The organism is Micromonospora sp. NPDC049101, from assembly GCF_040648675.1.
Lineage (GTDB): Bacteria > Actinomycetota > Actinomycetes > Mycobacteriales > Micromonosporaceae > Micromonospora.
Genome location: NZ_JBEZED010000010.1, coordinates 196,543 through 213,473, shown reverse-complemented (window position 1 = coordinate 213,473; position 16,931 = coordinate 196,543). Strand labels below are relative to the sequence as shown.

Genomic DNA, 16,931 nt, shown 5'->3' with positions numbered 1-16,931 from the left:
AGCCGGGTTCGCGAGCCCCGCAGTCGCGAACCGAGGGGGCACCGTGAGCGCGAGGAGTGAGCCGGGTTCGCGAGCCCCGCAGTCGCGAACCGAGGGTGGCGCGACGAACCCGCTGCGCGACCCGCAGGACCGCCGGTTGCCCCGGATCCCGGAGCCCTGTGCTCTGGTGATCTTCGGGGTGACCGGCGACCTGGCCCGCAAGAAGCTGCTCCCGGCGGTCTACGACCTGGCCAACCGGGGGTTGCTGCCGCCCGGTTTCGTGGTGCTCGGCTTCGCTCGCCGCGACTGGGGTGACGGCGACTTCGAGACGTTGGCCTGCGAGGCCGCCCGCAAGCACGCGCGTACCCCGTGGCGGGACGAGGTGTGGGCGCGGCTGGCCGGCAACATCAAGTTCGTCGGCGGGTCGTTCGACGACGACGCGGCCTTCGACCAGCTCTCGTCGACGCTCGACGACCTGCGCCAGACGCACGGCATCACCGGTAACGCGGCGTTCTACTTCTCCATCCCGCCGGCCGCGTTCCCGGTCGTGCTCAAGCAGCTGGCCCGCACCGGGATGGCCGACAACGAGAAGTCCGGCGGTTGGCGTCGGGTCGTGGTGGAGAAGCCGTTCGGCAACGACCTGCCCTCGGCGAAGTCGCTCAACGACCTCGTCGACGACGTGTTCACCCGGGAGGACGTCTTCCGGATCGACCACTACCTGGGCAAGGAGACAGTTCAGAACATCCTCGCCCTGCGCTTCGCCAACAACCTGTTCGAGCCCCTGTGGAACTCCAAGTACGTCGACTCGGTGCAGATCACCATGGCCGAGGATGTCGGCATCGGCACCCGCGCCGGCTTCTACGACACCGTCGGCACCGCCCGCGACGTGCTCCAGAACCACCTCCTGCAACTCCTGGCCCTGGTGGCGATGGAGGAGCCGACAAGCTTCGACGCCGACGAGATCCGGGCCGAGAAGCTGAAGGTGCTCAAGGCGATCACCCTGCCCAAGGACGTGGCGCGCGACACCGTGCGTGGCCAGTACCTGCCCGGCTGGGTGGGTGGCGAGCGCGCGGTCGGCTACCTGGAGGAGCGGGACGTCCCCGCCGACTCCACCACGGAGACGTACGTGGCGGTGCGGCTGGGCATCCAGAACCGCCGGTGGGCGGAGGTGCCGTTCTACATCCGGGCCGGCAAGCGGCTGCCCCGGCGGGTCACCGAGGTCGCCATCATGTTCAAGAAGGCACCGCACCTGCCGTTCAACGACGCCGACATGGAGTCGCTGGGCAACAACCAGTTGGTCATCCGGGTGCAGCCGGACGAGGGCGTGGTGCTCAAGTTCGGCTCCAAGGTGCCGGGCACCACGATGGAGGTCCGCGACATCGCGATGGACTTCCAGTACGGCGAGGCGTTCACCGAGTCCAGCCCCGAGGCGTACGAGCGGCTGGTGCTGGACGTGCTGATCGGCGACCGCACCCTGTTCCCGGACGCGGCCGAGGTCGAGCAGAGCTGGCAGGTGATCGACCCACTGGAGCATGCCTGGGCGGGCACCAAGCCGGAGCCGTACCGGGCCGGCGAGTGGGGGCCGCGGGCCTCCGACGAGATGCTGGCCCGCGAGGGCCGCGCTTGGAGAAGAGCATGATCGGGCTGTGGGACACCACCGGCAACGAGGTGGTCAAGGCGCTCGCCGCCGAGCGGCGCAGCGCCGGCGGCGTGGCCAGTGGGATGGCGCTCACGCTCATCGTGGTGGTGGACGAGAAGCGGGTCCGTGAGGCGGAGGCGGCGGCGACGATCGCCGCCGCCGCCCACCCGTGCCGGCTGGTGGTGGTGGTTCGCTCCGAGATCGAGCGGGACCGCAACCGGTTGGACGCGGAGATCGTGGTCGGTGGCCGGCTCGGCCCGTGCGAGGCGGTGGTCACCCGGATGTACGGCCGGTTGGCCCTGCACGCCGAGTCGGTCGTGATGCCGCTGCTGGTTCCGGACGTGCCGGTGGTCACCTGGTGGCACGGCGAGCCGCCGGCGGAGATCGCCACCGACTTCCTCGGGGTGGTCGCCGACCGCAGGATCACCGACTCGGCGCAGGCCGCCGACCCGGTGGAGGCGCTGCGGCAGCGTGCCCGGGACTACGCACCTGGCGACACGGACCTGGCGTGGACCCGGATCACCCCGTGGCGGACCCTGGTCGCGGGGGCGTTCGACACCGCCAGCGAGCGGGTCGTCGAGGCGACGGTGGTCGCGCCGCCCACCGACCCGACGGCGGCGCTGATGGTCGGTTGGCTGTCCAGTCGGCTCGGCATCACCCCGCACCGGGTGGACACCGACGAGTTCCCCCGGATGCGGGAGGTGCGGTTGAGCTGCGCCAACGGCGACCAACTGGTGCTGACCCGCGAGGACAGCATGGCGGTGTTCCGGCGTACCGGCCAGGACGACCGGGCGTTGCCGCTGGTCCGCCGGCCCCTCGGTGACGAGTTGGCCGAGGAGCTGCGGCGTCTGGACGCCGACCAGGTGTACGCGGAGGCGCTGGGCGCGACGATCGGGCTACGCGGGCTGGACCAGCGTCCCGCGCAGCGGGTGCACGTGTGGAAAGATCCGGCCACCGCGCAGCGCGCCGAGGCCGGGGTCGCCGCGCACTCCGGCACGAGCGGCGAGAGCTGACGCCCTACCGGGGCACGACGTCGGGGCAGGGGCCGGTGCGGACCGGCCGCTGCCCCGCAAACACACCATCTCGGGCATCGCGGCCCGGGCACGACGCGACAGCGACCGCCGGGCGGTCGGGAAACGAAGGCGCATTCCATGAGTGAGGCGAGTGTCGCCGTCCACGCCGACGCCGACCTGCTGGCGCAGGCCGTGGCGGCCCGGTTGCTGGTGAAGCTGCTCGACGCCCAGGCCGACCGGGGTGCGGCCTCGGTGGTGCTCACCGGTGGCCGGATCGCCGCCGCCGTGTACCGGGCGGTGGCGACACTGCCCGCCCGCGACGCGGTGGACTGGTCCCGGGTCGACGTGTGGTGGGGCGACGAGCGGTTCCTGCCCGCCGGTGATCCGGACCGCAACGAGACCCAGGCCCGGGCCGCCCTGCTGGACGTGGTGCCGCTGGACCCGGCCCGGGTGCACCCGATGCCGGCCTCCGACGGCCCGGCCGGCAACGACCCGGAGGCGGCGGCAGCCCTGTACGCGCAGGAGTTGGCGCGTGCCGCCCGGCCCGGGCACGCCACCCTGCCGCACTTCGACGTGCTGATGCTGGGCGTCGGCGAGGACGGGCACGTGGCGTCGGTCTTCCCCGAGCATCCGGTGCACTACGAGACCCGGCCGTGCAGCGCGGTGCGGGGCAGCCCGAAGCCGCCCCCGGTGCGGACCACGCTCACCCTGCCGGCGATCAACACCGCCGAGGAGGTCTGGCTGGTGGCCGGCGGGGCCGACAAGGCCCGCGCGGTGGGTATGGCGTTGGCCGGTGCCGGGTCGGTGCAGTTGCCGGCCGCCGGGGTGCACGGCGTGGGCCGCACCCGCTGGCTGCTGGACCGGGCGGCGGCAGCCGACGTGCCCGCACGACTGCGCAGCCTGCGCTAGCAGCCCGCTACCAGCCTGCGCTAGCAGCCCGCTACTCGCCGCGGCGGCGGCGCAGCGCCGCCAGTGCCTCGTTCAGCAGCGCCTCGCCCTCCTCGGCGGTGCGCCGCTCCTTCACGTACGCCAGATGGCTCTTGTACGGTTCGGCGCGGACCCGGCCGGGCGGGTTCTGCGCGTCCCGGCCGGCGGGTAGGCCGCATCGGGGGCAGTCCCACCGGGCCGGCGCCTCGGCGTCCGCGGCGATCCGGATGTCGATCCGGTGATCGTTGCGGCACCAGTAGGTGACGTCCTGTCGGGGGGCGGGTTGGTGCCGTTCGTCTGGGCGCATGGGTGCGGACCCGACTCGGGCGCCGCGGATGACGTTGCCACTGGGCACGGCTGCTCGCTCCTGTCGTCGGAGGGGACCCGCCGTCAAACAGGGGTGGGCGGCGGGCGACGCGGTGCAGCGGAGAAAAGCCTGCGCGCGGCCCGTCGTGGTGACGGACCGCGCGCAGATTGTACGACTCAACGAGCTCGCTCAGGTGCCGCTGTTCATTTGGAGGCGCAGCCAGAGCCCGAGCCCGACGATGGCGGCGAACCAGACGACGCTCACCAGAACGGTGTAACGGTCCAGGTTTTTCTCTGCCACGGAGGAGCCGGCGAGGCTGGAGCTGACGCCACCGCCGAACATGCTCGACAGACCGCCGCCCTTGCCGCGGTGCAGCAGGATCAGCATGGTGAGCAGAATGCTCGTGATGACCAGCAACACGATCAACGTGTATGCGAACCAGATCGGCATGGCTGGGGTCAGTTCCTCTCGTAGCGATCCTCGCCCGGTCTGATCGGGCACTGTGGCACCGACCGGCGGACGGGCGGTGTCCAGGATACCGAGCGATCAGCGGGCGATGTGCTCCGGGAAGCGGCAGATCTGAGCGAATTCCTCCGCGTCCAGGCTGGCGCCCCCCACCAGGCCCCCGTCCACGTCCGGCTGGGCCATGATCGAGGCGACGTTCGACGCCTTGACCGAGCCGCCGTAGAGGACCCGGACCTGGTCGGCGGTCTCCTGGTCGAAGCGTTCCGCCACGCGCTGACGGACCGCCCCGCAGACCTCCTGGGCGTCCTCCGGCGTCGCGGTCTTGCCCGTGCCGATCGCCCAGACCGGCTCGTACGCGATCACGACCTGCCGCACCTGCTCGGCAGTGAGGCCGGCCAGGCCCCCGTCGAGCTGGTCGGAGCAGTGCGCCACGTGGGTGCCCTGCTCGCGGATGTCCAGCCCCTCCCCCACGCAGAGGATCGGCGTCAGGCCGTGCGTGAGCGCCGCCTTGACCTTGGCGTTGACCAGCGCGTCGTCCTCGTGGTGGTAGGCCCGCCGCTCGGAGTGCCCGACCACCACGTAGGTGCAGCCGAGCTTGGCCAGCATCGCACCGGAGATCTCCCCGGTGTACGCGCCGGACGCGTGCGCGGAGAGGTCCTGCCCGCCGTAGCCGATGAGCAGTTTGTCCCCGTCCACCGCGGTCTGCACGGTCCGCAGGTCGGTGAAGGGCGGCAGCACGACCGTCTCGACCTCGGTGAGCTGCTTCTCGGTGAGGCTCGCCGCCAGCTTCTGCACCAGCAGGTTGGCCTCAAGGTGGTTGAGGTTCATCTTCCAGTTGCCGGCCATCAGCGGCCGGCGGGTGGTGCTCGACATTCAGTTCTCCAGGGCCGCGATGCCGGGGAGGGCCTTGCCCTCGAGGTATTCCAGGGAGGCGCCACCGCCGGTGGAGATGTGCCCGAAGGACGTCTCGTCCAGCCCCAACGCACGGACCGCGGCAGCGGAGTCACCGCCGCCGACGACGCTGAACGCGTCAGCCTTGGTGATCGCCTCGGCGATCCCCCGGGTGCCCGCCGCGAAGGCCGGCATCTCGAACACGCCCATCGGGCCGTTCCAGAAGATCGTCTTCGCCGGGGACAGCGCGGCGGTGAAGCCGGCCACCGTCTCCGGACCGACGTCCAGACCGAGCCGGTGACTCGGGATGCCGTCGACGCGGACCGTGTCGTGCGCGGCGTCCGGGGCGAACGCGTCCGCGACCACCACGTCGACCGGGAGCAGGATCTTGCCGTTGGACCGCTCCAGCAGGTTGCGGCAGGTCTCGACCATGTCCTTCTCCAGCAGCGACGTGCCCACCTCCAGGCCCTGGGCCTTGAGGAAGGTGAAGCACATCCCGCCACCGATGAGCAGCCGATCGACGGTGGGCAGCAGGGCCTCGATCACGGCGAGCTTGTCGGACACCTTCGACCCACCGAGCACCACCACGTACGGCCGCTCGGGGTCACCGGTGAGCTTGGAGAGCACCTCGACCTCACGCAGCACCAGTCGGCCCGCGACGTGCGGCAACCGGGCCGGCACGTCGAAGACACTCGCGTGCTTGCGGTGCACCGCACCGAACGCGTCGTCCACGTACGCGTCGCCGAACGCGGCGAGCTGGTCGGCGAACGCACCCCGCTCGGCCTCGTCCTTGCTGGTCTCACCGGCGTTGAAACGCAGGTTTTCCAGCAGGGCGACCTGGCCGTCGGCCAGGTCCGCGACAGTGGAGCGGGCGGAGTCACCGACGGTGTCGGTGGCGAAGTGCACCGGCGCGCCGAGCAGCTCACCGAGCCGCCCGGCGACCGGACGGAGGCTGAACTGCGGGTCCGGAGCGCCCTTCGGGCGGCCCAGGTGCGAGCAGACGACCACCTTCGCGCCGGCCTCGACAAGCGCGCCGAGGGTCGGCAGCACCGCGCGGATGCGGCCATCGTCCGTGATGGCTCCGGACTGCTTGTCGAGCGGGACGTTCAGGTCGGCGCGCACCAGCACGCGCCGACCTGCCACCCCCTCGGCGAGCAGGTCGTCGAGGGTCCGGATGCTCACAGCGACGAACCGACCAGCTTGACGAGGTCGACGAGGCGGTTGGAGTAGCCCCACTCGTTGTCGTACCAGCCGACGACCTTGACCTGGTTGCCGACGACCTTGGTCAGCGGCGCGTCGAAGATGCACGACGCCGGGTCGGTGACGATGTCCGAGGAGACGATCGGGTCCTCGTTGTAGACCAGGATGCCCTTGAGCGGGCCGTCCGCGGCGGCCTTCAGCGCGGCGTTGACCTCGTCCACGGTGGTCTCGCGACCCACGTTGACGGTGAGGTCGGTGACCGAGCCGGTCGGGATCGGCACCCGCAGCGCGTACCCGTCGAGCTTGCCCTTGAGCTCCGGCAGGACCAGGCCGATCGCCTTGGCCGCACCGGTGGAGGTCGGGACGATGTTCAGCGCGGCGGCGCGGGCCCGACGCAGATCCGAGTGCGGCGCGTCCTGCAGGTTCTGGTCCTGGGTGTACGCGTGGATCGTCGTCATCAGACCGTGCTGGATGCCGAACGTGTCGTGCAGGACCTTCGCCATCGGGGCGAGGCAGTTGGTGGTGCACGAAGCGTTGGAGATGATGGTGTGCTTCGCCGGGTCGTAGGTGTCGTGGTTGACACCCATGACGACGGTGACGTCCTCGTTCTTCGCCGGGGCGGAGATGATGACCTTCTTGGCCCCGCCGTCGACGTGCGCCTTGGCCTTGGTGGCGTCGGTGAAGAAGCCGGTCGACTCGATGACGACGTCGACGTTCAGGTCGCCCCACGGCAGCTTCGACGGGTCCTTCTCGGCGTACGCCTTGATGGTCTTGCCACCGACGGTGATCTCGTCGGCGGTGGCCTTGACCTCGTACGGCAGGCGACCCAGGATGCTGTCGTACTTGAGCAGGTGGGCGAGCGTGCCGTTGTCGGTGAGGTCGTTCACCGCCACGACCTCGACGTCGGCGTCAGACGCCAGCACTGCCCGGAAGAAGTTACGGCCGATTCGGCCGAAGCCGTTGATGCCAACCCGGATGGTCACAGGTCCCATCTCCTCGCGTTCTGGTCCGCCGGCTGCAGACAACGCGCCGGCGGGAATGGTGTGCGCCGACCGTTGGAGCCGGCCGCTGACGGTTCATCTCGGCCACCCCGCCGCGCGGTCTGCGGACCTGACCGCCCGAGGCGGTGGGCACAGCGAGGAGTGCCGGTGTCGGCCCCCTTGCCGTACGCAGCGACCCTATCCGAGCGTGCGAGACCACACTGCGCCGGGGCGTGCTCCCGGGCACACCGTGCGGCCCCACCGTCCTATCAGACCACGAGCATGTCGGGCGTGACTGCCGCTTCGGTATCCGGGATGCCGAGGTCCCGGGCGCGCTTGTCGGCAAGCGCCAGCAGCCGACGGATCCGCCCGGCGATGGCGTCCTTGGTCAGCGGCGGGTCGGCCAGCGCGCCCAACTCCTCCAGGGACGCCTGCCGGTGCTCCAGGCGCAGCCGCCCGGCGTCGGTCAGGTGGTTGGGTGCCTCGTCGGCGAGGATCTCCAGTGCACGGGTGACCCGGGCGGCGGCGGCGACCGCCGCGCGCGCCGAGCGGCGCAGGTTGGCGTCGTCGAAGTTGGCGAGCCGGTTGGCGGTGGCCCGCACCTCCCGGCGTACCCGCCGCTCCTCCCAGGCCAGCACGCTGGAGTGCGCGCCGATGCGGGTGAGCAGCGCGGCGATCGCGTCGCCGTCCTTGACCACGACCCGGTCCACCCCGCGCACCTCGCGGTTCTTGGCGGTGATGCCGATCCGGCGGGCCGCGCCGACAAGCGCCAACGCCGACTCCGGCCCCGGGCAGGTGATCTCCAGGGCGCTGGAGCGGCCCGGCTCGGTCAGCGAACCGTGTGCCATGAACGCCCCCCGCCACGCGGAGACCGCGCAGCAGACGTTCGCCGCCACCACGTGCGGGGGCAGCCCGCGCACCGGGCGGCCCCGCACGTCGAGCAGGCCGGTCTGCCGGGCGAGGGCCTCGCCGTCCTTGACCACCCGCACGATGAAGTGGCTGCCCTTGCGCAGGCCACCGGAGGCCAGCACGTGGATCTCGCTCGAATATCCGTAGACCTCGGCGATCTCCCGGCGTAACCGCCGGGCCACCGCCCCGGTGTCCAGTTCCGCCTCCACCACCACGCGGCCGGAGACGATGTGCAGCCCGCCGGCGAAGCGCAGCAGCGCGGCCATCTCCGCCCGCCGACAGCAGGGCTTGGGCACGTCGACCCGACTCAGCTCGTCCTTGACCGCGGCCGTCATCGCCATTGTGCGTCCCCTCACGGACCGGTTCCGGCGTGTCGCCGGTGATTACGTACGTGTCTAACGATCGGCGCCCAGGACAGGCACCAGCGCGGCGCCCAGGGCAGCCGGATCATGGCGGGGAGTGCCGTCGGTGACGGCGACGGGAGCTAGGACCAGGCGGGCACCCAGCGATTCTGCCGCACGTTCGACCGGTTCGGGGTCACCCACCGCCCGGGCATCGGCGAGCACGGTATCCACCTTCAGCTCGGGCAGGTACCAGTGCAGCGCCGCGAGATGGTCGGCGACGGAGAGCCCGAGGGTCTCCTTCTCCGCGGCGAGGTTCAGTGTGACCAGCCGCTGGGCCGAGGTGGACACGATCGCGTCGGCCAACTGCGGCACCAGCAGGTGCGGAAGCACACTCGTGTACCAACTGCCCGGCCCGAAGATCAACCAGTCCGCCGCCATGATCGCCTCGATGGCCTCGGCGCAGGCCGCCGGGGCGGCGGGCGTCAGGCGCAACGACTCGACCCGCCCGGTGGTGACGGCCACCTGGTGCTGGCCACGCACGGTGTGCACCTGGTCGGGGGCGGCCGGGTCGACACCGCGGACCCGGGCCTCGATGCCGACCGGCTGACGGGACATCGGCAACACCCGGCCGACCGCGCCGAGCATCGCGCCGGCGTGCTCCAGCGCGGCCACCGGGTCGCCGAGCAACTCCATGAGGCCGCAGAGCACCAGGTTGCCCACCGCGTGCCCGGCCAGCCCGTCGGCGCCCGTCGCGCCGAGACCGCCCGTACCCTCGCCGCCCGAACCCCGGTCACGCGGCGCGGGGCCGACGGTGCTCTGGTCGCGCGGGCCGGGGCCGTCGGTGGCCGCCGGGTCCGGGTCGGCTTCGCCGAGTTGGGGTACGCCGGCCGGCACGGCGGCGAAGCGGTGCTGGAACAGCCCGGCGCTGCGCCGGGTGGCCGGGTGGTCTCCGGCAAGTGCCACCAGCGCCTGGCGCAGATCACCCGGGGGCAGGCCACCCCGCTCGGCGCGCAGGCGGCCGCTGGAGCCACCGTCGTCGCCGACGGTGACCACGGCGGTGATGTCGAGGTCGAGTTCGGGTGCGCAGTGGCGCAGCGCCCGCAGCGAGGCGGAGAGCCCGTGCCCACCGCCGAACGCCACCACCCGGCGGGCCGTCACTCGCGCCCCAGATCCCGGTGTTGGGCGTTCGCCGCCAGCCCGGAGTGCCGCAGGCGCGCGGCCAACTCCTCGGCGATGGCCACGCTGCGGTGCTTGCCGCCGGTGCAGCCCACGGCGACCGTCAGGTAGCGCTTGCCCTCCCGCTCGAAGCCGGTCGTGGTGGCGTTGACCAGATCGGCGTACGCGGCGACGAAGGCGTCCGCGCCCTCCTGACCCAGCACGTACGCGCTGACCGCCTCCTCCCGACCGGTGTGCTCCCGCAACTCCGGCACCCAGTACGGGTTCGGCAGGAACCGGGCGTCCAGCACGAAGTCGGCGTCCGGCGGCAGGCCGTACTTGAAGCCGAACGACAGCACGGTGACCCGCAGCCGGCGGGCGTCCTCGCCACCGAACAGCTCCTCGATGCGCCGACGGAGCTGGTTGACGTTGAGGTGGCTGGTGTCGATGATCACGTCGGCCTGGTCGCGCGCCTCCTCGAGCAGCCCGCGCTCCACGGCGATGCCGTCGGCCAGCCGCCCGTCGCCCTGCAACGGGTGCGAACGGCGAACGCTCTCGAACCGCCGGATCAACACCTCGTCGTCGGCGTCGACGAACACCACCCGGGGCGAGAACCCGCGCTCCTTGAGCTCCCGGATCGCACCGGCCAGGTCGGTGGAGAAGGCCCGCGACCGCACGTCCAACACCATCGCGGTACGCCGAGCCGCGCCGCCCGCCTTGAACGCCAACTCCGCCATGTCCAGCATCAGTGCCTGCGGCAGGTTGTCGACGACGTAGTAGCCGACGTTCTCCAACGCTCGGGCCACCGTGCTGCGGCCACCCCCGGAGACGCCGGTGACCACCACGAGTGTGGTTTCCGACTCGGCCGCCAGTTGCCCGTCCCCCGCGGCCGGACCGTCGATCCGTCCGCCGCCTGCACGCGCCTCGCTCACCCGTACCCCCAAGCCGTGGCGCCGCGGCCCCCTCGGCCGCGTTTGGTCAATCAGCGACTCTATCCCGCCGCCCGGCCGACGGGCCGGCACCCGTCGCGGGTCGCGCTCCCGACAGTCAACCCTCTTGATGACGATCAGTAACTGTCAATACGCTCTTCGTGATCGTCGCAGGTCAAACCGACATCTGGGAGGGTGCGATGCACGACCTTGCGGACAAGAACAAATACATCGGCTTCCTGTTCATGCGGATCAGTCCGGAGTACTTCGCCCTGGGCCGGGAGGGCATCCACGAGGTCTCCGCCGAACACGCGCGGGACATGGGCCGCTTCGCGAAGCAGCTCACCCACGTCGTGACGACCGGGGTGAACGGCAAGTACGACCAGGTCACCATCGTCGAGGGCGACACCCTTGAGGAGATCAACGCGGCGGCCACCGCCTTCCGGATGGGTGCCAAGGCCCGCTACATCGAGATCGTCGACATCGTCGTCGGGATGAAGGCCCCGCCGCGAGGTCTGGCCAACCGGTCCAGCCAGCCCAGCTGACCGCGTCGCCCGTCCGGCGCACCCGTCGCGTGGGTGCGGCGGACGGGTCCCCGGCCGACGTCTACCGCGCCTTCCTGGACGCACAGCCCAACGAACTCAACAGCACTCAGGCGGACCTGACCGCCTGGCAACCGCCGACCACCCGCGGCCGGCGACGCGGATCATGACGACCGTCAGCGGCGGTGCCGAAGCGCCTTGACCCGGCTGCACCTGCTCGCAGAGCTGCACGTGGACCGCCCGTAGCGCGCCGCCGATCTCGGCCGGCTCATCCTCGTACGTCTCCCAGGCGAGAAAGGCGCGAGTTAGCCGGCCTGCGCGCGAAGCCGGCTCTCCAACACACGATCCGTGGCTGCCCACTCGGCGACCAACAGCGCCAGGCGTCGGGCGGGGATGCTGCTCGCGACTTCGGCCAACTCGGCGACCCTTGGGTCGACCGCCAGGGCCGACGGCGGGGTGGCCGCCGACGACCACGTGAAGCCGTCGTCCAGGGCAGCGGCGGTGAGGGCCACGGCGTGGGCGCACAGCTCCTCAGCGGCTGCGCAGTCACACTCGGCGGTGAAACCGTCCGCCGTGATGCCCACCCAGACGTCGACCGGAGGCTGCCCGGCCTCGTGGAACTCGCCGGAGACTCCACCACCGGCCGGCCTCGGCACCACCGGTTGATCAGATGCTTGAAGCTTGTCCGCTGCTGCACAGACCACAGGCCCGGCCGCGTCCCGGAGTGCGTCGATGTCGATGCGTACCGCCATGGGGGCCATCCAACCGGATGGAGGTGATGCCGCCGGCATCAGGGCGGCCGAAACCTTGCCGCAGGCGTCAGCCGAGCGGGCCGCGCCGCAGAGCGGTCACAAACGACGACCAGACGCCCCGGTCGAAGATGAGCGCCGACCCGCCCGGATCCTTGGAATCCCGCACGGCCAGCCCACTCGACACCTCGCCCACCTCAACACAGTTCGAATCGTTGGCACCGCTTCGGCTGCTCTTGCGCCAGGCAACCTGTGTCAGATTCGAGAGGGTCATCGCTAGCGCTCCTAGTAATCGGACTCAGTCCGGGAACTCGGCAGCAACCCGCGCAAGAAGGTCCGCAGACCGGTCAGGGTCGAGCGCCTTGGCCCGAAGGTGGTCGAACATGAGTCTATAGCGGGCCGCCTGTCGGTCCTCCTCCAGCAACAGCGCACTGGTGTCGTTGCTGAGGTAGACCACCGCCGGATCGAGCAACGGGTCGGCGTAACCCAGCAGCGTGAAAGCTCCACCCATCGCCGCGTGCGCTCCTGCCGCGAACGGCACGACCTGTATCTCCACCGTGGGCATCTCACACGCCTCGACCAAGCGCGCAAGCTGTGCACGCATCACCCTCGGGCCACCAACCACCCGGCGCACGGCCGCCTCGTCCAACACAGCCCACAAGGACGGCGGCGCGTCCCGGGCCAACAGAGCTTTGCGCGCAAGTCTCGCCGCCACTACGCGATCGGTCTCGTCCTGGTCGGCGGTGCTGCGGCCCGCCTTGACGATCGCGCGGACGTACTCCTCCGTCTGCAACAGCCCGGGAACGTACAGACTCTCGAACGCGCTGATCGACGTCGCCTCCGCCTCAAAGCCGACGTAGTCGTCCGGCAACACGTCGCCATAGGCGCTCCACCAGCCTTTCTGGCGAGACTGCCGAAGCAACCCGGTCAGCGACTCGCGCTCCTCTTCGGAGACGTCGTAGAGGTCGAGCAGCGGCGGCATGTCCTTCGGCATCACCCTGGAGTGCCCGAGCTCGAAGCGGATGACCTTGGTCCGATGCCACCCCAGGATCTTGGCCACCTCCTCGGCGGTGTGTCCGGTGCGGTCCCGCAGACGACGCAGCTCGCGCCGCAGACGACGGGCCCTGATCGTCGGACTTGGCACCTGTGACATCGCCAGCACTACCTCCACTGTGAGTAATCGATTCTTGCCTAGGAGCGACCGCAGATCAAGCATCTAGCGGAAGAAAACACGACGTTGCATTTTTATTCGCCGTGGCCCAGTCTCTTGGTAATCACTCGCTACGGAGAGGCAGGGACCGGTGACTGACAACCGATCGTCGCGGTGGGAGCGGGAGCCGCGGCAGCACAACGGCTTCCAGGACGACCTGACCGCCGTACTCGACGGGGCCGACGTGTCCGAGCGGGTCCGGGCGGCCATCGCGCACGCGCTGGCGAAACCGGGCGCTCTGTCCGCGTACGCCAACTCTTTGGTCAGCCGCTACACGACGGAGCGCGAGCGGCGCTCGGACCGCAACGGGTCGCCTGCCGGCGGGTTTCGGATGCCCCGGCGCTGGACTCTGCACCTGACCTACCTGGCGACCGACCTGACGGAGGCCCGCGACCAGGCCGTCGTCTACACGGAGGGCTTGACGATCCTGCGGCCCGAGATGCCGGCGGGGGCCGCGCTGCTGTCCCGGGCCGACGCCTGGAACCACGTTGAGCCCGTCTTCTGCGGCCGGATCGGTCCCGACAGAGAGGTCTGCATGGACGTCACCGGGCACCCTGGCTTCCACAGCGCGGCCGGCATCGGCGGGCTCTGCTGGGGTGACGGGGATGGCGAGACGGGGCAGTGACCGCCCCACCATTGCGAGACGCGGTAGACGCGCCGGGCAGGTGTGCGGGCACTGCTGTCGGGGTCGGCTCGTAGACTCCGCGGATGGCTTCTCCCACCGACCTGCGCACCGAGGACGCTCTGCCGGTGCTGCGCCGGGTGTTCGGCTACGACGCCTTCCGCGGTTTCCAGCAGCAGGTGATCGACCACGTGGTCACCGGTGGCGACGCCCTCGTGTTGATGCCCACCGGTGGCGGCAAGTCGTTGTGCTACCAGATCCCGGCCCTGGTCCGCGAGGGGGTCGCGGTCGTCGTGTCGCCGCTGATCGCACTCATGCAGGACCAGGTGGACGCCCTCACCGCGGTCGGTGTCCGCGCCGGCTTCCTCAACTCGACCCAGACCCTGGACGCCCGACGCCGGGTCGAGGCCGCCTTCGTGGCCGGCGAGTTGGACCTGCTCTACCTCGCCCCGGAAGCCCTCGGCACTCGAACCACCCTCGCCCTGCTGGACCGGGGGCGCATCTCCCTGTTCGCGATCGACGAGGCGCACTGCGTGTCCCAGTGGGGCCACGACTTCCGGCCCGACTACCTCGCGCTGTCGATGCTGCACGAACGCTGGCCGCAGGTGCCCCGGATCGCGCTGACCGCCACCGCGACGAGCGCCACCCGCACCGAGATCGCCACCCGACTCAAGCTCGACGACGCGCGGCACTTCGTGGCCAGCTTCGACCGGCCCAACATCCAGTACCGCATCGTGCCCAAGCGGGAGCCGCGCAAGCAGCTGCTGGCCCTGCTGCGCGACGAGCACCCCGGCGACGCCGGGATCGTCTACTGCCTGTCCCGCGCCTCGGTCGACAAGACCGCCGAGTTCCTCGTCGCCAACGGCGTCGCCGCCCTGCCGTACCACGCCGGCCTGGACGCGGCCACCCGCGCCGCCAACCAGCAGCGCTTCCTGCGTGAGGACGGCCTCGTCATGGTGGCCACCATCGCCTTCGGCATGGGCATCGACAAGCCCGACGTCCGGTTCGTCGCCCACCTCGACCTGCCCAAGTCCGTCGAGGGCTACTACCAGGAGACCGGCCGCGCCGGGCGCGACGGCCTGCCGTCCACGGCCTGGCTGGCGTACGGGCTGCAGGACGTGGTCCAACAACGCAAGATGATCGAGACGTCCGACGGCGACCTGGCCCACCGCCGCAACCTCGCCGCGCACCTGGACGCGATGCTCGCCCTGTGCGAGACGGTGCGCTGCCGCCGCGTCCAACTGCTCGAATACTTCGGCGAGACGACGACGGCCGCCTGCGGCAACTGCGACACCTGCCTCAACCCACCGGAGTCCTGGGACGGCACGGTCGCCGCCCAGAAGTTGCTGTCCGCCGTCTTCCGGCTCGACCGCGAACGCAACCAGCGGTTCGGCGCCGGGCACTGCATCGACATCCTGCTCGGCAAGCAGACCGACAAGATCAGCCAGTACGGTCACGACTCCCTGACCGTCTTCGGCATCGGCTCCGAGCTGAGTGAGGCCGAGTGGCGGGGCGTGGTCCGCCAACTGCTCGCCGAGGGGCTGCTCGCCGTGGAGGGCGACTACGGCACGCTCGCCCTGACCGAGGCCAGCGCCGACGTCCTGGGTCGCCGCCGCACGGTCACGATGCGCCGCGAACCGGAGAAGCCCGCGTCGAGCCGTACGTCGAAACCGCGCGGCTCGGCCACCGTGGTGGCCGAGCTGACGCCGGCCGCCGCGTCGCTCTTCGAACGGCTGCGCGGTTGGCGTGCCGCCACCGCCAAGGAGCAGGGCGTCCCGGCGTACGTGGTCTTCCACGACGCGACGCTGCGACAGATCGCCAGCGACGCGCCGAGCACGCTCGCCGACCTGTCGCGGGTCAGCGGGGTCGGCGAGAACAAGCTCGCCAAGTACGGCGAGCAGATCCTCGCCGTCCTCGCCGACACCTGACCTGGACGTGACGAAGGGCCGGTCCCCGTAGTGGGGTCCGGCCCTTCGGTGGTGCGGTGGTGTGTCAGCGCGGTCAGCTGGTGGCATAGCCGCGGGTGGCGATCCAGTCGGCGAGGTGCTCGACGGTCACCTCGTAGGAGGCCTGGTTCGGGTCGGCGGAGTCCGCGATCCTCACGATGGTGCCGTTGTCCCGGTAACCGACGACGCTGATGTAGTGCCCACCCTCGTAGGAGTGGGTGACGCCGTTGGTGTCGGTGCTCGTCCCGGCGATGTTGGCCACCACAGCCCGGCCGCCATCCACGGTCTTGACGATGTCGGCGCGCAACGCGTCGGTCTGCTTGGCATCAGCGTCGGGCTTGCTGATCTCCACGCTGTGGTAGGCGTCGGCCTTACCGGTTTCCTTGTTCAGCACCGGGGTGATGTCGTTAATGCTGTTGGTGCCGGCTTCGGTGGTGCCCATTTCCTTGGCCATGTCGTCGACGTTGATGTTCTTGCCCTGCACGGACAGGGCGTTGCGGGTGGCGGCGGGGCCGCAGTAGTAGAAGTTCGGCTGCGCCTCGTAGCGCACGCCCAGTTGACGCTCACCGTTGGGCTTGCGGTCGGTCTGGGTTTGGGTGGTGGGCTTGGCGGTGCTCGGCGCGGCGAACGCGGTGGTGACGGGTCCGGCGATGGCACCACCGGTGAAGGCGAGCCCAGCGGCGGTCAGAGCGGTCTTACGGATCAGATCGGTACGCATGATGGCGTGCTCCTCTGCATCGGGGGAGAGCGCACGGCACACGTGTGCGGGGGGTGTGTGCCGTGCGGGAAAGTTCGCGACAACGCCGGCGATCCGGGGGGACCTGCTCGAAGCGTTGCGGGGGATGTAACGACCCCGGGGCGGTGAGGCATTCCGCCGCGCTGATCCGGGGGGTTGGCCCTACCCAAGCTGGCAGGGTCCGGGGGGTGTAACCGTGGCACCCCGGCGGGTGTTCCCGGGGGCTGCCGCACACCACAGCCCGGGGGCTGCGGCGGCATGCCAGGTATAACGACCCGGCCCGGCCCCCCATTCCGCCGCCGGAGTGGCCCCGACCACCCGACACCGATGGTCAAACCGGACAATCAACCCACGCGAGTCAGCCCGAGCACGGTCAAGTCGCGTGATC

18 protein-coding genes are annotated in these 16,931 nt (G+C 70.8%); 6 read left to right on the top strand and 12 right to left on the bottom strand.

The annotated features are described in order from the left end of the window. The first annotated feature begins 112 nt into the window (after positions 1-112). From zwf to pgl, 3 genes are all read left to right on the top strand, one after another. Positions 113-1,618, top strand: coding sequence for a glucose-6-phosphate dehydrogenase (zwf, locus tag AB0B57_RS16460; RefSeq protein ID WP_357069942.1), 1,506 nt, complete (start codon positions 113-115; stop codon positions 1,616-1,618). After that, complete coding sequence (locus AB0B57_RS16455; RefSeq protein WP_357069814.1) at positions 1,615-2,631, top strand: glucose-6-phosphate dehydrogenase assembly protein OpcA; 1,017 nt, start codon at positions 1,615-1,617, stop codon at positions 2,629-2,631. Before zwf ends, AB0B57_RS16455 begins: the two co-directional genes overlap by 4 nt. 138 nt (positions 2,632-2,769) lie before the next feature. Continuing rightward, entirely contained in the window at positions 2,770-3,540 is a 771-nt protein-coding gene (gene pgl / locus AB0B57_RS16450; protein WP_357069812.1) for a 6-phosphogluconolactonase, read from the top strand. Positions 3,541-3,571: 31 nt separating this feature from the next. Here pgl and AB0B57_RS16445 read toward each other — a convergent pair whose 3' ends face one another. The 8 genes from AB0B57_RS16445 to rapZ all read right to left on the bottom strand — a co-directional run bounded on the left by AB0B57_RS16445 (position 3,572) and on the right by rapZ (position 10,711). Then, positions 3,572-3,913, bottom strand: coding sequence for an RNA polymerase-binding protein RbpA (locus AB0B57_RS16445; RefSeq protein WP_357069810.1), 342 nt, complete (start codon positions 3,911-3,913; stop codon positions 3,572-3,574). Positions 3,914-4,054: 141 nt separating this feature from the next. Beyond that, complete coding sequence (secG, locus tag AB0B57_RS16440; protein ID WP_354994712.1) at positions 4,055-4,315, bottom strand: preprotein translocase subunit SecG; 261 nt, start codon at positions 4,313-4,315, stop codon at positions 4,055-4,057. Between the two features lie 96 nt (positions 4,316-4,411). After that, positions 4,412-5,203 carry a triose-phosphate isomerase gene (tpiA, locus tag AB0B57_RS16435; protein ID WP_357069808.1) on the bottom strand — a complete coding sequence of 264 codons (792 nt, stop codon included), beginning with the start codon at positions 5,201-5,203 and terminating at the stop codon, positions 4,412-4,414. Continuing rightward, positions 5,204-6,403 (bottom strand): phosphoglycerate kinase, encoded by a 1,200-nt coding sequence (locus AB0B57_RS16430; RefSeq protein ID WP_357069806.1) that lies wholly within the window; start codon positions 6,401-6,403, stop codon positions 5,204-5,206. It abuts the gene before it with no gap. Continuing rightward, positions 6,400-7,404 (bottom strand): type I glyceraldehyde-3-phosphate dehydrogenase, encoded by a 1,005-nt coding sequence (gene gap, locus AB0B57_RS16425; RefSeq protein ID WP_357069804.1) that lies wholly within the window; start codon positions 7,402-7,404, stop codon positions 6,400-6,402. The genes AB0B57_RS16430 and gap overlap by 4 nt, the downstream gene beginning before the upstream one ends. 266 nt (positions 7,405-7,670) lie before the next feature. Next, the gene (gene whiA, locus AB0B57_RS16420) at positions 7,671-8,651 is read right to left on the bottom strand and encodes a DNA-binding protein WhiA (protein ID WP_350872673.1); all 981 of its coding nucleotides are present in this window, start codon (positions 8,649-8,651) and stop codon (positions 7,671-7,673) included. Between the two features lie 54 nt (positions 8,652-8,705). Beyond that, on the bottom strand, positions 8,706-9,812 hold the full coding sequence (locus AB0B57_RS16415) for a 2-phospho-L-lactate transferase CofD family protein (protein ID WP_357069801.1): 1,107 nt from the start codon (positions 9,810-9,812) through the stop codon (positions 8,706-8,708). Continuing rightward, positions 9,809-10,711 (bottom strand): RNase adapter RapZ, encoded by a 903-nt coding sequence (rapZ, locus tag AB0B57_RS16410; protein WP_357069940.1) that lies wholly within the window; start codon positions 10,709-10,711, stop codon positions 9,809-9,811. Before rapZ ends, AB0B57_RS16415 begins: the two co-directional genes overlap by 4 nt. 227 nt (positions 10,712-10,938) lie before the next feature. Between rapZ and AB0B57_RS16405 the strand changes: the two genes are divergently transcribed. Beyond that, complete coding sequence (locus tag AB0B57_RS16405; protein ID WP_357069799.1) at positions 10,939-11,283, top strand: hypothetical protein; 345 nt, start codon at positions 10,939-10,941, stop codon at positions 11,281-11,283. A gap of 302 nt (positions 11,284-11,585) precedes the next feature. Here the strand turns inward: AB0B57_RS16405 and AB0B57_RS16400 are convergent, their stop codons facing one another. The 3 genes from AB0B57_RS16400 to AB0B57_RS16390 form a co-directional block, all read right to left on the bottom strand. Then, a complete protein-coding gene (locus tag AB0B57_RS16400) occupies positions 11,586-12,032 on the bottom strand; it encodes a hypothetical protein (protein WP_357069797.1) in 447 nt (148 codons plus the stop codon). Between the two features lie 67 nt (positions 12,033-12,099). Further along, positions 12,100-12,303, bottom strand: a complete 204-nt coding sequence (locus AB0B57_RS16395; protein WP_357069795.1) for a DUF397 domain-containing protein — start codon at positions 12,301-12,303, stop codon at positions 12,100-12,102. Positions 12,304-12,327: 24 nt separating this feature from the next. After that, the gene (locus AB0B57_RS16390; RefSeq protein WP_357069938.1) at positions 12,328-13,182 is read right to left on the bottom strand and encodes a DUF5753 domain-containing protein; all 855 of its coding nucleotides are present in this window, start codon (positions 13,180-13,182) and stop codon (positions 12,328-12,330) included. A 148-nt stretch (positions 13,183-13,330) separates the two neighbouring features. On the opposite strand from AB0B57_RS16390, the gene AB0B57_RS16385 reads away from it, so the two are divergent. After that, entirely contained in the window at positions 13,331-13,864 is a 534-nt protein-coding gene (locus AB0B57_RS16385) for a hypothetical protein (protein ID WP_357069793.1), read from the top strand. An 83-nt stretch (positions 13,865-13,947) separates the two neighbouring features. Continuing rightward, on the top strand, positions 13,948-15,789 hold the full coding sequence (gene recQ, locus AB0B57_RS16380) for a DNA helicase RecQ (protein WP_357069791.1): 1,842 nt from the start codon (positions 13,948-13,950) through the stop codon (positions 15,787-15,789). 73 nt (positions 15,790-15,862) lie between these two features. Here recQ and AB0B57_RS16375 read toward each other — a convergent pair whose 3' ends face one another. Then, on the bottom strand, positions 15,863-16,525 hold the full coding sequence (locus AB0B57_RS16375; RefSeq protein ID WP_357069789.1) for a C39 family peptidase: 663 nt from the start codon (positions 16,523-16,525) through the stop codon (positions 15,863-15,865). Positions 16,526-16,931 lie beyond the last annotated feature (406 nt).